This window comes from Martinezella sp. CNPSo 3890, from assembly GCF_057784455.1.
In genome coordinates, this window is sequence record NZ_JBXSOR010000014.1 from 1 (window position 1) to 13915 (window position 13915).

Genomic DNA, 13915 nt, shown 5'->3' on the forward strand with positions numbered 1-13915 from the left:
TTAGAAAACCCGCAGACACGAAATGCACGGTGCAACGTTTCAATGTCCATAGCAAGTAGGTCGCTGCAACCGCTTAAAACAGCCAGTCAACCAGCGTTTCGCCTCCTGAGACCTCAAGTACAGTGCCGGTGACGTAGGGATTGGTCATCAGGAACACGGCAGCGTGGCCGATATCGGCCGGATAACCGATCCTGCGCGCCGGGAAATTGGCGCACACTTTCTCACGGATATCTGCCGCATCCGTTGGTGACAAGAAGTTCCAGAGATCGGTGTCAATGAACCCGGGCCGAATGGCATTTACCCTGACGGGTCCGAGTTCGAGTGCTAGCGATCGAGCCAATGCCTCCACGGCGGCAAATGTCGAGGTGACGGCCGTCATGCCGATCTTTGAGCGTGCCGCGATGCCCCCAGTCAGAAAGGTGATGGACCCATTGGCGGAAAGGTTTGGGGCAGCATATCGTGCGCATGCCCAGGACCCAAGAAACTTACTATTGAGATAGCTGCGCACACCTCGCATGTCTTCGTCCATGAACGCACCCCAGTTGCCATCGGTCGGACCCGCGGCGACGAGCAAGTGGTCCAGACTGCCGATAGCGTGGAACGTGGCCCGAACAGCATCCTCGTCACTGATATCGAGCACCAGCTGCTCGAAGGGCGTCAGCTCCGGATGGTCTGCTACAGAGGCCGAGCGCCGGCTGGCAACCGTCACCCTCGCTCCCGCCGCGTGAGCAGCGAGAGCCATGCCGAGTCCTATTCCAGTTTTCCCGCCGACAATGACCACGCGTTTCCCCGTGAGATCATAGGAAGGTGAATGTGAACGCGCGAATTCGTTCTGTGATGTTATCATGGTCAATTTCCTAACAGCGTCGTCTTGGGATCAAGCGATCTGCCTCAGCACGCCGCCGTCAACGCGCATGGCGGAACCGGTCGTGCCGGATGCTTGCTCCGAGCACAGGTAGACGACCATGTTGGCGACCTCCTCCGTCGTCGTGAACCGTTGCAGCAGCGAGGTCGGCCGCATAGTCTTCACGAAGTTCAGCTCGGCCTGCTCCTGCGTAATACCTTCGGAAGCGGCCGTTGCCTTCATCCAGTTCGACATGATCTCTGAACTCGTCGGACCGGGAAGTACTGAGTTGACCGTCACGCCAGTTCCGGCAACAGTTTCAGCAAGTCCTCGCGAGACGGCCAGCTGCGCTGTCTTTGTCATGCCGTAGTCGATCATATCTTGCGGGATTGCGAGTGCGGATTCGCTGCTGATGAACACGACACGCCCCCAGCCGTGCTCCGTCATCTTGGGCAGATAGTGACGCGCTGCACGAACACCGCTCATGACGTTGAGCTGAAACAGGCTCAGCCAGTCTTCGTCCGTTAGATCGTAAAACGGCTTGGGATTGGCTGTGCCGGCGTTGTTGATCAGGATATCTGCACTGGGAGCTTGGGACGCGAGGATCGCACTGCCTTCCTTGGTCGCGACATCGGCAACGACGCCGGCGATCGCAACGCCGGGGAAGAGCGCGCTGATCTCGGCCACCGCCGCGGCAACCCGCTCCTCCCTACGGCCGTTGATAACGACTGACGCGCCAGCGCGCGCCAAACCTTCTGCGATCGCCCGGCCAATGCCGGCTGTTGATCCGGTCACGACCGCGCTGCGGCCTGAAAGTGAAATGTTCATGATCGTTCTTTCTGATTGCGACGATCATTCTTCATAACGCATGCCGGAAACAGCGATAACAAACGAAATCGGTATGATATTCATATTCAGATGGAATAAATAGCGATTACCCGAAGGGCGATCATCATCCTGCTTCGCTGAGCGCTCAATAGTTAGAACTGCCCTTCTAGCGACGCGGCCAGGAAATCCGTCACGCGCCGGACCCGGGCGGAAACCAGACGGCGTGTGGGCCAGACAAAGCTGATGTCTCTGGTGGCCTGGACATAATCGTCGAGGATTGTCATCACGTCAGGATGCGAAAGCTCGCCGACAAGCGACGCCTTTGTGAACAGGGCAATGCCGACGCCGGCAAGCACACCTGCACGGATCGTCTCAATACTGTTGGAGGTGAGGTTACCCCGCACAGCAACGCTGAAAGGACCTTTCGGGCCGACGAATGGCCAATTCGCTATCTCCTCAAAGCCGCCGTAAACAAGACAATTGTGACGTACAAGTTCGGCGGGCTCAGAGGGAACCCCATGCTTTTCGAAGTATTGCCGCGATCCGACGCACACGAGGGGGGTGCTTGCCACGCGCCTGACGACGGCGTCGGGCTCCTCGATAGCTCCCACTCGTATCACCAGATCGACCCGATCCTCGACCATGTCCCGCCGAAGATCTGATAAAACCAGGTCCACTTGAAGATCAGGGTATTCGGCCAGCAACTTCGGAATGACGGGAAGAATATGAAGTCGACCAAACGTGGTGGGGACCGCGACGCGGATCGATCCCGACATGTCGGCGCGGCTGCCCATCGCTTCTCGATTGGCGTCTTCGATCTCCTCGAGCAGAGGTTTCATTCGGTCGAAATATCTTCGGCCCTGGTCGGTCAAGGTGACGTTTCGGGTGCTGCGATTAAAAAGCGCAATGCCAAGGCGGTCTTCAAGCGTACCGATCGCCTTGCTCACCGCCGGCTGTGACGTGCCGGTTCTCCGGGCGGCGGCCGTGAAACCGCGCGTCTCGACGACAGCGACGAACACCTCAAGCTCGGAAAGCCGATCCATTCTAGTACCTTTAGATACCGAAGGTCGGAAGGCGTCCTACCATTCTGGCATCTTGTTTTAAGCTCACGTCAGTTCTCAAAGAAATCCTTAGCATTATACGGCGACGGTGATGGTGCTTTTTGTGCGGTTGGCGCAGGGCACCCGGCCCGTATTGCATCGATCACCACCCGGGTCGCTGCTGGCATATGCCGCTGACGGGAGTAACTCAGGAAGAACCCGGGGAATGGCTTACTCCACTCCAGTAGAAGAGGCACAAGCTTTCCTGCATCAATGAGGTCAGTGACGGTGTCCTCGATGCAGAAGGCGATCCCGAGACTATTGATTGCCAATTGCAGAACGGCGCGCCGGTCATTGACGACGATGCCAGCTGGCGGGCTAATCGAAAACCAGCGGCCGTCTTCATAGAACTCCCACGGGAATGGATGCTGCTGGCCGGGCCAGCGCCAGCAGATGCATTCGTGAGAGAGAAGATCGCGCGGTATTTCAGGGGCGCCGTGCCGAGTAATGTAGTCCGGAGAAGCCACCGCTATCTGCCGAAGTTCGCCGCCGAGCGGCACTGCAATCATGTTTTGGCTGATGACCTCACCGATCCTCACGGCAATGTCGAAACCCCCTGCGACCGGATCTGTCACTTCATCGTCGAAGGTGATGTCCAACCGGACCTCAGGGTAATTTCGACGCAAGTCCGCCAGGGCCGGCAGGATGAACTTCTCGCCTGCGGACCGGAAAGAAACGATGCGAACCGTGCCCGCTGGCCGACCAGCTGCATCCCTGCTCTGAACCAGCGCTGTCTCCATTTCAGTCAGGGCCGGGCGCATCCGGTCCCGAAGCAAGGCTCCCGCCTCGGTTAAGACCACGGTGCGGGTTGTCCGTTGAAAAAGCTGCTGGCGAAGATCTGCCTCCAGTGCCCTAACCGTCTGACTGGCAGCAGATGATGTGATGCCGAGCTCGTCGGCCGCCCTGGAAAAACTCAGTGTCTCGGCAACCGCCAGGAACGTACGGATGCGGGCAAAGTCGGCAGATCTCATTCCTATTACGAAGCACAGCTACGCAATCTTGTAAAGACTCTCTGGATTATCGCGGCACCGTTATCGCCTTAGTCTCCATTGCGAAAGGAGATCGATATGATCCAGATCTTCGAAAATCAGGTAGCGCTGGTGACCGGAGCGGCCCGGGGCATTGGACGCGCAACGGCGCTGACGCTTCGATCAAGGGGAGCGCGCGTCGTCGCGACCGATGTCAGCGAGACGGTCCATGAACTGGAAGCGGAAAACATCGTCACGCTGACCGGCGACATCGCTGAGGAGCAGACCGCCATCCAAAGCGTCGGCATGGCAATCGAACGCTTCGGTGCCCTCGACATCCTGGTCAACAACGCGGGTCGCACCATGAACCGGGCCCTCATTGATATGAGTGTTACCGACTGGGACAGCATTATGTCCGTCAACGCGCGCGGTACTTTCCTTCACTGCCGTGAAGCCGTGCGCGCCATGCTCGCGGGGCGGGGCGGCGTCATCGTCAACGTCGCCTCGATCGTCGCCCAGGTGGCGATGAAAGACACCTCCGTCTATGCAGCGAGCAAGGGAGCGATCGCGCAACTGACGAAGGTTATAGCCGTCGAATACGGGAGCCAGGGAATTCGCGCCAATGCCGTCGCTCCCGGCGTCGTCGAAACGGACATCCTTGAGGGCATCGTGCCAGACAGCCGCGCGACACTGTCAAGCTACGGCTCCGCCCATCCGATCGGACGGGTGGGCCAGCCTCAAGACATCGCCGAAGTCATCGCCTTTCTTGCCTCTCCTGCATCCGCATTCATGACGGGCGCTCTCGTGATGGCGGATGGTGGTTTCTCCGCACTGTAAAGGACCTGAACATGCCAAGCATTCTTATCATCGGGGCCGAACGCGGTCTCGGTCTGGGCCTTGCCGCGGCCCTTGATTCCTATAGCTGGGAGGTCACCGGCACAGCCCGCCAAGGTGCTGACACAGCTGAGCTACAGAAGGTCGCGCGTGTTGCGCATGTCGACGTGACGCGCGCCGATCAGATCGATCCGCTCAGGCAAGAAATCGACGGGCCTTTTGACGTGATCTTTCTGGTTGCGGGCATTTTCGGGCCTTTGCACAACTCAGTCGTCGACGCAACCGACGCGGAATTCGCCGAAATCATGCTGACGAACTGCTTTGGCCCCATCCGGCTCGCCCACGGTCTGCTCGATCGATTGAAACCTCAGGGCACGATCGCCGTGATGTCGTCTCATCGTGCCAGCATCGCGCTCAACACCGAGCCCGGACTGAAGCTTGATCTTTATCGGGCCAGCAAGGTGAGCCTCAACATGCTCGCGCGGACGCTTCATGCAGATCATCCCGATCTGACCGTGCTTTCGATTCATCCGGGATGGGCAGCCACCGCGATGGGGACCTTGGATGGTACCGTCGCGGCTGAGATTTCCGTCGACGAAAGCGTCAAGGGCATGGTGGATGTGCTGAAGGCGCATATGGGGACCGGCAAAAATTTGTACCTTGATTGGCGAGGACGATCGCTACCTTGGTAACGGGCCCCGTGCGGCTGCAGCAGAAACGTCCGAACTGCACCGCACAGCCAAAAGCCGGTCCGATTGGCGATGGTGCTTCGGCCTCAAGGGCGAGCACCCCTTTCAGCTGCCCGATGATCTGAGGTTTGCGAGCTCGCCGGAAATCTCGTCGGCGAGCGATATCGGGCAGCCCCAATAATCATAGATGCCGCCGTTGCCGTTATCTTGCCCACAGATGACGAAGACACCAGTGCCGAACTTGTTCTTTAAGTGCCATGCGAGCCAGCCGACAAAGCCGCTATTGTCTTCCCCTTGAGGGAAATGGAAGCTGAAGATCTGGAATTGCTCCCCGCCGCCTGTCACGGGAACCAGTTGACTCCAGCAATGTTCGTTTCGAACGATGGCAAGCGCCTCGGGTGACACTCGCTCGGGAAATCCATCCAGACCGAATTCGACGAACCCATACGGCCTCTCGAATGTCTTCAGCGTCGTTCGAGGCATGAGGCGCCTGAGCCGCGCGTCGGTCTGATCGGGTGTTTCGAGAGAGATGTCGACCATATTCCACCTGCCAATGATGTCTTTGAAACTCTTCAGTTCTAGCCGGCCTTGGAGGTTAAGGCCCGATGAGATATCACGGTAGGCAGAATTCATGGAAACCAGAGATTACCGATAGATGATATCAGATGCCTTTGATCCCCGGCTACTGAAAGCATTCGTCTCTGTCTGTAGCCATGGAAGCATCAATCGAGCGGCAGCCGAGGACGGCCGCGCCCAATCGGCGCTCAGTACCCAGATCAGGCGGCTTGAGGAGGTAGTGGGTAAGCAGTTGCTTCGCCGAACGGGACGGGGCGTGATCCCGACTGACGCCGGAGAACTCATGCTTGCATACGCAAAGCGGATTATTGCCCTGGGAGAGGAGGCCGCGGCCCGCTTCCAGGAGGCAGAGGCAGCGACTGAGCTTAGAATCGGACTGGCAGAAACGATTGCAGTCCATACCTTGCAGGCGGCACTTGGCAAAATTCGCCGCGCCATGCCAACACTTCAGCTGAGTGTCACAATAGATCACGGCAGCGGGATCGCACAACGCTGGGCGGATGGCGCCCTGGATATTGCGGTTGCCACGTGTTCTGCGTTTTCAGCCGATCCACTTGAGGTGTGGAACGTGGACTTGCATTGGGTCTGTGGAATAGACGCAACCATCGATGTCACGCGTCCGTTGGACGTCATAGTCTATGCTGAGCCGTGCGCCTGGCGACGCACCATGTTCGAAAAATTAATGGAAGCCGAACTCGAATTTCGCATTGCTATGACAAGCCACAACGCTGCAGCCATGACGGCGGCGGTCGAGAACGGATTGGGCTTGGCACTGCTGACACGAGAAAGTATCAATCCGCGAACCATGCGAGTGGTCTCTTCCATGTTCAAAGGCGCTTCTCCAACCGTGAAGTACGGCCTTTACACGAGCCGCAAACGATCCCACGCTACGGACAGAGTGATCGATTTGTTGCGGCAAAGCGTTCTATCACTTTCAGATCGGCTTCCAGCGACCGCCTGATCCACGTGTCATTCGCAGCTTTCGGCCGACTTAACGCGTCGTCCAAAGCTCCGTACATACCTGTGGTCGGCACTACCGCGATCTGAGAATCATGCCATCTTGACCAGCACGGCGGAGACGCACCGCCGTTACAGGCGGTGCGTAATCGCCATGGCAGCCTACTCCCGGAAGTCGGTGCTGCGCGTAACATCCTCCCACGCATCTGTCTCGGCGCGGATCTCATCGAGCTTGTTGCGCAGCTGGTCGAGCGCGTCGCCGCCGATCAGCAGACGAACCGGCGGATGCTCTGCCTCAACTGCCTTGATGATGGCCTCAGCGCCGCGCGCGGGATCGCCAACCTGTTTGCGGTGACCTGCCGCCGTCCCTTCACGGGATTTCCCCGCCGTGTCCTTGTAGTCGTCGATGATGATCTGCGAAAACTTCATCGAATCGGGCCCGCGAAAATCCGTCCTGAACGCGCCAGGCGCGACGACCGTGACGCCGATGCCAAGCCCGGCGACCTCTTTCGCGAGAGTCTCTGACATGGCTTCGAGCCCGAACTTGACCATGTGATAGTAGCCAACGCCGGGATAAGTAACGTGGCCACCGATCGAACTGATGTTCACGATATGACCGTGATGGCGCTCGCGCATGCCTGGCAACACCGTTTTGATCAGGTTCACAGGCGCGAAGAGATCGGTCTCGAAAATGGCGCGCATCTCGGCGTCTTCGCCCTCCTCGATGGCGCCAAGGTATCCGTAGCCGGCATTGTTGACGAGAACATCGACCCGGCCAAATTTAGCGATCGCTGCCTTGTAAGCTGCATCGATCTGGTCCTGGTTTGTGACGTCCAAAGCTGCCAAAAGCACAGCGGCGCCATAGTCGGCAGCAAGGTCTTGCAGCTGATCCGTTTTTCTTGCCGTCAGAACGGCGCGGTAGCCTGCGGCAAGCACCTTCTCGGCAATTGCGCGTCCGAGGCCTCTTGAGGATCCGGTAATCAGCCATACGGCTTCTTTGCTAATCATCTTATCGTCTCCGTAGATTGACCAGACCTATTTAGGAGCTGATAAAGCGTGTGATCAGGTGGGATACATTGTAAGGCCCGTTGAATGAGATTGCACGATCATCAGATAAAGCTGGATGACATGGCAGCCTTTGTCCATGTTGCGCGGACCGGAAATTTTACGCGCGCAGCCGTGGCGCTCGGCATGTCGACCTCAAATCTCAGCCATACCATCCGACGTCTTGAAACAGCGGTGGGCCACCGACTTCTTCAGCGCAACAGCCGAAGCGTCTCGGTGACCGAAGCCGGCCGAACCCTTCTGGAGGCCCTGGAGCCTTCTCTCTCCAGCATCCATAATGCATTGGACTCTCTCGACCAGAAACGGGATCTGGTCTCAGGAACCTTGCGGCTGACCGCAACACGGCAGGCTTACGAGGCTGTCGTCAGACCTGTCCTGGTCGACTTCAGCAACGCCTATCCTCAGGCGACGTTAGAAGTCTTAATAGACACGGCCTATCGCGACATCGTTGCCGACCAATTCGATGCCGGCATTCGGCTAGGAGAAAAGCTGCAGCAGGATATGATCGCCTTGAAGGTCGGGCCGGATCTGGCCATGGCCGTCGTGGCAGCACCGGACTACCTCCAACGCAATCCGACTATCACTCATCCGGCCGACCTCACGGCCCACCGCTGCATCAACTACAAAATGGTGACGGCTGGATCGTTATACGCATGGGAGTTTGAAAGAGATGGAAAACCGCTGGAAGTCAGCGTTTCGGGCCCGCTCACCTGCAACGAGCCCGAGGTCATGTTGAGTGCCGCGTTAGACGGGGTCGGCGTTGGCTACCTTCTTGAGCACGAGGTGGCGCCCTATCTGGAAAGCGGAAAGCTTGTCCGTCTTCTCGCCGACTGGACGCCTCCGTTTCCTGGTTTTCATCTGTATTATCCCTCAAGACGGCAGATGCGGCCGGTCCTAAGCGCTTTTTTGGCGATGGTTCGCCAGCGGCGGTTAGCTGCATAGGAAGGTCGCGGATCGAGCGGGCCGCTGCTTCCATCCGCTGGGATACGCCGTCCCACTTCTGCAACACATCAGAGAACCATGCGGCCAACGAATGCGAGACGTATTGCAGTCCAAGTTCGCCGGCTTGAAGCAAAACGGCCTCGTCAAATGCCAGCAAACTAGAATGCGAGCCGCATCGTTCCTCCGTCAACAGGTATCGTCGCACCATTGATGTAGCGTGCCCTGTCGGAAGCCAGAAACGCGATCAAATTGGCAGCATCTTCCGGCTCGCCAAAATATCCCGCTGGAATATTGGCGTCGATAAAGCTCTGTCGCGACTCCTGGGTTGGATGCAAACGCTCGAGGATTTGGGGCGTGTTCAAGCGACCGGGTGCAATGCAGTTGACGGTGACACCCTTGCTTCCCCAATTCCCTGCGGCCGCCTTTGCCCAGCTTTCAAGGGCAGCTTTCGCTGGAGATGCCGCATTGAAGCTCTTTGCAAGGATGACGCCGGTGATGTTGATGATGCGACCCCAGCCGCTCTCTGCCATCGCCCGCCCGAGTTCTTCCCCAAGCTGGCGCGGTGAAACGAAGTTGAGCTGGAATGACTCGTCCCAGGCAGCTTTGTCGTTCGGTTGTTCCATCGGACGGGAGCCGCCGGCATTGTTGAGGAGAACATCAACTCTGCCGGCGATATCGATCGCGTCTTCCGCGAGTTTCATCGCGGCCTCAGGTCGGGAAAGATCGCCGGTGAGGATGTGGGGTGCGGGCCCGCCCGCCTGTACAACTTCTTCTGTGAGAGACTGCAGCGGCGCCGCTGTTCTAGCGGCCACGATCAACTGAGCACCTTCCGCCGCCAGCGCCAGCGCTGCGGCTCGACCAATTCCCGAGCTTGCACCAGTGACCAGGCAGATGCGGCCGTTGAGGTTCAAGTCCATTTTACGTTCCTTCTGCTTCTACGGTTAATCGCTATCGAGCTGCCACTTCAGCAATGGCAGCTTTTTGGCCCACTGAAATGCGTTACTTCGAGGCTTTGTCGACGTGAGTGCCCACCCAGCTTATGATGACATTTGCGACGTCGATATTGTTCTTGTCCTGCATGAACATGTGGCTGTTGCCGTGCAGGCCGACGCTTGGAAGTGAAACAAATGTGATGTCACCGCCGGCCGCCTTGACCTGAGCAATCTCTCTGTCGCAGCTTGCGCTCGGGTGCTCGCCGAGGTAGTCACCGACCATCACCAGCATCGGGATCTTGGCGAGCAGTGTTACCTGCTGGTCAGTGAGATTGGCAAAACATCCCGTTTCCAACTGGATAATGCCCTTGATGCCGCCTTTCGCCTTCAGCGCAGCTTGGGTGGGAAAGCCGGCAGATTGAGAATGGCCGACTAGAATGGCACCGCCGAGTTGGTTTGCCAAATCGGCGACATTTTCGACGGTGGGATTGTCGGTCGTAGGCGTGACCAGTTCGGTCATCAGGCTGGGAACTTCCGTTTCGAACATGTCAGGTATGACCTGTTTGTAGAACGTATTGACGTGATCCACCGGGAACTGCTCCCCTGGATAGGGCTGACCCTCGCGCGGGCCAAAGCGAAACACCTTCCATGCCATGTTCGATGTGCCCAGGTAGATCCTTGGCTGCTTTGAGGGCGAAAGCTTGCCCCGGCTAACCTCGTTGAAGGTGGAGGCGTTAAATCCCGATCTCGCCCGGCCTGACTGCTCCGCCAAGTAGGCGGGAAATCCTTTCCTGGTAAAATACTCGAACCAGCCCATTCGGCCGTCGGGCGTCGTCTCCCATTGTTTGGAAGACAGCAGGCCACCATGCATGAAGACGATGGGGGTATGCGATGGTTTAACGGGAACCTGAAACTGAACGTACATCTGATCGACGGTGACCTTCCCGGCCTCGAATGGTTCTCCGAATACTTTTCGAAAATTGCCCCACCCGGCGTTTTCTGTCTCGATCGTCCGTCCCCCGATGAAGAAGCTGCCCTGCCGCTGCAGCACTAACGGTTCGGGCGTGGCCGCCACGTCGGAAAGTGCTTGAGCGGACACACTCGCCGACAAAAGCGTTAGTGCCGATATGCATGCCGCGAGAAGCCTTAGCCCAGATATGCAGGCCACTCCGGTGAATGAGAGCGTGGTGTCAACGATCTCGTATGGTTTTGAGAGCGGCAATTGAGGGCCTCGTGTTGCGCCATTTCGCACATCATGAAGCTTTGCTGCAGCCAGTAACTCACGCGTCCGAGGCGTGGGTCGCTCGACGGTTTCAAGCTTGAGGTTCGCAAGGCCGAAGGATGGCGACTGCCAGCGGGTCATCGTGTTCTTCATGTCCAGGTTCCTTGTCTACGCTGTGATGCACATGCTCGTGTGCGGGCCGCGCCGCACCAGAGGTTCACCCGACGATCATCAGGCCGCGTGTCGCTCGCAGCGCGGTCCAGGCGAGGCGAGATCGCGTTCGGTCTCGTTGGCTCCAAGACGATATTGACAACCGGACCAAATTTCTGCTGCTAAAAATTCGAAACATTTACGACGAAAGAGCGTCAATCAATGAGTGTGCAGCCGCATTCGCATCTCACTGGTATCACCGCCTTCGTCATGACAGTGGAGTTCGGTAGCTTCACCGCTGCGGCCGAGAGGATGGGGCTTTCAAAATCAGCTGTGGCGAAAAACGTCTCTCGACTCGAGGAGCGGTTGGGGACGCGCCTCCTCGACAGAACCACCCGACGCCTCGGACTTACCGCTGATGGGCGCGCGTATCATGAGACCTGCTTGCGCGTGCTTTCCGAACTCGACAGTGCTGAGGCTCTGCTCGCATCTCGCCAACGAGTGGCATCGGGCACTCTGCGGGTCAGCCTCCCCGCGACTTTCGGACCGCGATGGGTGGTCCCAGTGCTCGCGGAGGCACTAACAGGCCATCCGCAACTCACCTTGGACGCCGCGTTCAGTGACCGCTACGTTGACCTCATAGACGAGGGGTTTGACCTCGCGGTGCGGATCGGTGAGCTAGAGGACTCAGCGAGCCTGATAGCCAGAAGGATCGGCGTTCAGACTTCTCTAGTCTGCGCCTCGCCGGAGTACCTCGCGCGACGTGGCCGGCCGGAGAGGCCGGGTGATCTTGTGGGGCACGACTGTCTGGGCGAGACGCGCGGCGGAAAGGTACTGCCCTGGTTCCTGCAGGGCGAGCACGGTGACACTATCAGGGTCGACATCAGTCCTCGTCACATCATCAGCAATGGGGATGCCCTGCTAAACGCGTCGGTCGCCGGCGCTGGGCTGGCTTGTCTCCCGATGTGGCTGGTCAGTGCCGATCTACGGGCAGGGCGTTTGCAAGAGGTGTTGGCGACTTCGGCCACCAACGACCGGCCAATACACCTGGTCTGGCCGCGAGCCCGCGACATTCTGCCCAAGGTTCGTGTCGTCGTGGACGAACTGGCCGGACGCTTCCTGCCTTCTCCGCCGTGGGTTGAGGCGGGCCGATTAGGTTGAGGAAGCTGATAGTTTCGCCTATCCCATGGAGATGTCGACTTACGAGGGGAATACGTCAGTTGGCCGGAGGCCGGAGAGCTGTGCTTAGCAGCGATAATCCTCCAGGTTCGGCGCATCGCCTGGTTTACCGGACTTGATCCATTCGACCTTGCCCTGGAGAAAACTCAAGGCCACATCGAGCGCTCCCTTGCGTTGCCGAAGCCTTTCGATCTGCGCCTGCAGGACGTCGACGGTGCGTTCCGGCGAATGCTCGCCCACACGGTACTCTTCGTTGAGAGCGAGGATTTCTCCAAGCGTATAACCGAGCGTCTGCTGAAGGCGGATCATCCGAGCGGCCGTCACATCCTTCAAGTTGAAGACCTGATAGGGGTTCGAACCGCCCTTGAGGCCACGGTCAGGCTTTATAAGCCCTTTGGCGACATAGAAGCGGATGGTGTCGACTGGAAGCCCCGTGGCCTTTGCAAATTCCGAAATCAGCATTTTGAACCCTTGACCATGGAGTGCACTCCACACTTATAGGCGATGCTTGTCGAAATTTGGAGACCAAACATGACAAGTGAAAACACTCCCCTGCCTCAGGTTCAGCTCGGCCAGGACGGCCCGATGATCGGGGCTCAAGGCCTCGGCTGCATGGGAATGAGCGAATTCTACGGAGAAAGTGACGAGACCGAGTCTCGTTTGACGCTGGAGAAGGCGGTAGACCTCGGGATCAGCATGTTCGATACCGCGGACATGTATGGTGTCGGGGCAAACGAGGAGTTTCTGGCGTCCTTCGCCTCGGCGAACCGCGAGCGTATCATCATCGCAACGAAATACGGTTATCGCCGGACATCTGATAATCCCGACGACTGGAGCATCGACAATCGCCCGGACTACATCCGGCAAGCCGTCGACCGGTCCCTCAAGCGCCTTGGCGTCGATGTCATCGACCTCTATTACATGCATCGTCGTGACGACAGCGTGCCGTTGGACGAGTCAGTAGGCGCGATGGCGCAGCTGGTGGAAGCAGGCAAGGTAAAGTGGCTCGGCATGTCGGCTGTCAGCGCCTCAGAACTGCGGGCGGCGCATGCCGTTCATCCGATCGCGGCTTTGCAGTCGGAATGGTCGGTGTTCTCCCGAGATATCGAGCAAGATGTGGTACCCACTGCGGCAGAACTTGGCGTAACCGTTGTGCCCTACGCGCCGCTCGGGCGCGGAATGCTAACCGGCCAAGCTTTCGCAAAAGCCTTGGCCGACACCGATGCGCGCCGGCAATTCCCAAGGTTCTCGGCCGATAACCGCGCCGCAAATATGCGACTCGTATCGAAGATCGAGGAGATCGCGAAAGCTCGCGACGTTTCGGCGGCGCAGATCGCACTTGCCTGGCTACATGCCCAAGGGCGCCGCCTGAACGTCAAGACGGTGCCGATCCCAGGAACGCGCAAGCGCAGCCGCCTCGTAGAAAACGTCGCGGCGGTCTCCATGATGTTGACGGATGGCGAAATGGACGCCCTTGCGCCACTCGCGTCCTCTGTCCAGGGCATCAGCGTGTAAGTTTCGCCAGCAGGGTCGTTGCGACTTGAGCTTCTTGAATGCACCCGCACCGGTCCTCACAGCGAAGCGAGCCCTGCCAGATGTCGACTTGGCAGGGCCGTCCTCTATGTCCCG

The 13915-nt window shown here is 58.5% G+C and carries 15 protein-coding genes and 1 pseudogene; 7 read left to right on the top strand and 9 right to left on the bottom strand.

Annotated features, from left to right (window positions below; translation table 11 throughout):
* Positions 1-73 precede the first annotated feature (73 nt).
* From AC13RC_RS25615 to AC13RC_RS25630, 4 genes are all read right to left on the bottom strand, one after another.
* The gene (locus tag AC13RC_RS25615; protein ID WP_488558889.1) at positions 74-742 is read right to left on the bottom strand and encodes an SDR family oxidoreductase; all 669 of its coding nucleotides are present in this window, start codon (positions 740-742) and stop codon (positions 74-76) included.
* A 135-nt stretch (positions 743-877) separates the two neighbouring features.
* Complete coding sequence (locus AC13RC_RS25620) at positions 878-1672, bottom strand: SDR family NAD(P)-dependent oxidoreductase (protein WP_488558890.1); 795 nt, start codon at positions 1670-1672, stop codon at positions 878-880.
* A 152-nt stretch (positions 1673-1824) separates the two neighbouring features.
* Positions 1825-2691 carry a LysR family transcriptional regulator gene (locus tag AC13RC_RS25625; RefSeq protein ID WP_488558891.1) on the bottom strand — a complete coding sequence of 289 codons (867 nt, stop codon included), beginning with the start codon at positions 2689-2691 and terminating at the stop codon, positions 1825-1827.
* Positions 2692-2783: 92 nt separating this feature from the next.
* On the bottom strand, positions 2784-3743 hold the full coding sequence (locus AC13RC_RS25630; RefSeq protein WP_488558892.1) for a LysR family transcriptional regulator: 960 nt from the start codon (positions 3741-3743) through the stop codon (positions 2784-2786).
* A 96-nt stretch (positions 3744-3839) separates the two neighbouring features.
* On the opposite strand from AC13RC_RS25630, the gene AC13RC_RS25635 reads away from it, so the two are divergent.
* Positions 3840-4577 (top strand): SDR family NAD(P)-dependent oxidoreductase, encoded by a 738-nt coding sequence (locus AC13RC_RS25635; RefSeq protein WP_488558893.1) that lies wholly within the window; start codon positions 3840-3842, stop codon positions 4575-4577.
* An 11-nt stretch (positions 4578-4588) separates the two neighbouring features.
* Positions 4589-5266: an SDR family oxidoreductase gene (locus AC13RC_RS25640; protein WP_488558894.1), complete on the top strand. Its 678-nt coding sequence runs from the start codon at positions 4589-4591 to the stop codon at positions 5264-5266.
* A gap of 102 nt (positions 5267-5368) precedes the next feature.
* Here the strand turns inward: AC13RC_RS25640 and AC13RC_RS25645 are convergent, their stop codons facing one another.
* Positions 5369-5803: a DUF6196 family protein gene (locus tag AC13RC_RS25645; RefSeq protein WP_488558895.1), complete on the bottom strand. Its 435-nt coding sequence runs from the start codon at positions 5801-5803 to the stop codon at positions 5369-5371.
* A gap of 115 nt (positions 5804-5918) precedes the next feature.
* Here AC13RC_RS25645 and AC13RC_RS25650 point away from each other — a divergent pair.
* Both AC13RC_RS25650 and AC13RC_RS25655 read left to right on the top strand, forming a co-directional pair.
* A pseudogene (locus AC13RC_RS25650) lies at positions 5919-6107 on the top strand (helix-turn-helix domain-containing protein); the annotation flags it as partial.
* Between the two features lie 15 nt (positions 6108-6122).
* Positions 6123-6800, top strand: coding sequence for a substrate-binding domain-containing protein (locus AC13RC_RS25655; protein ID WP_488558998.1), 678 nt, complete (start codon positions 6123-6125; stop codon positions 6798-6800).
* A gap of 158 nt (positions 6801-6958) precedes the next feature.
* Here AC13RC_RS25655 and AC13RC_RS25660 read toward each other — a convergent pair whose 3' ends face one another.
* Complete coding sequence (locus AC13RC_RS25660; protein WP_488558896.1) at positions 6959-7804, bottom strand: oxidoreductase; 846 nt, start codon at positions 7802-7804, stop codon at positions 6959-6961.
* A gap of 84 nt (positions 7805-7888) precedes the next feature.
* On the opposite strand from AC13RC_RS25660, the gene AC13RC_RS25665 reads away from it, so the two are divergent.
* Positions 7889-8803, top strand: coding sequence for a LysR family transcriptional regulator (locus AC13RC_RS25665; protein ID WP_488558897.1), 915 nt, complete (start codon positions 7889-7891; stop codon positions 8801-8803).
* A gap of 158 nt (positions 8804-8961) precedes the next feature.
* Here the strand turns inward: AC13RC_RS25665 and AC13RC_RS25670 are convergent, their stop codons facing one another.
* Both AC13RC_RS25670 and AC13RC_RS25675 read right to left on the bottom strand, forming a co-directional pair.
* Positions 8962-9720 carry an SDR family NAD(P)-dependent oxidoreductase gene (locus AC13RC_RS25670; RefSeq protein ID WP_488558898.1) on the bottom strand — a complete coding sequence of 253 codons (759 nt, stop codon included), beginning with the start codon at positions 9718-9720 and terminating at the stop codon, positions 8962-8964.
* Positions 9721-9802: 82 nt separating this feature from the next.
* Complete coding sequence (locus tag AC13RC_RS25675; protein WP_488558899.1) at positions 9803-11110, bottom strand: hypothetical protein; 1308 nt, start codon at positions 11108-11110, stop codon at positions 9803-9805.
* A gap of 219 nt (positions 11111-11329) precedes the next feature.
* On the opposite strand from AC13RC_RS25675, the gene AC13RC_RS25680 reads away from it, so the two are divergent.
* Positions 11330-12268: a LysR family transcriptional regulator gene (locus AC13RC_RS25680; protein WP_488558900.1), complete on the top strand. Its 939-nt coding sequence runs from the start codon at positions 11330-11332 to the stop codon at positions 12266-12268.
* A gap of 84 nt (positions 12269-12352) precedes the next feature.
* Here the strand turns inward: AC13RC_RS25680 and AC13RC_RS25685 are convergent, their stop codons facing one another.
* The gene (locus tag AC13RC_RS25685; protein WP_488558901.1) at positions 12353-12748 is read right to left on the bottom strand and encodes a helix-turn-helix domain-containing protein; all 396 of its coding nucleotides are present in this window, start codon (positions 12746-12748) and stop codon (positions 12353-12355) included.
* A gap of 69 nt (positions 12749-12817) precedes the next feature.
* Here AC13RC_RS25685 and AC13RC_RS25690 point away from each other — a divergent pair, with 69 nt between their 5' ends.
* Positions 12818-13801, top strand: a complete 984-nt coding sequence (locus AC13RC_RS25690; RefSeq protein ID WP_488558902.1) for an aldo/keto reductase — start codon at positions 12818-12820, stop codon at positions 13799-13801.
* The last annotated feature ends 114 nt before the right edge of the window (positions 13802-13915 follow it).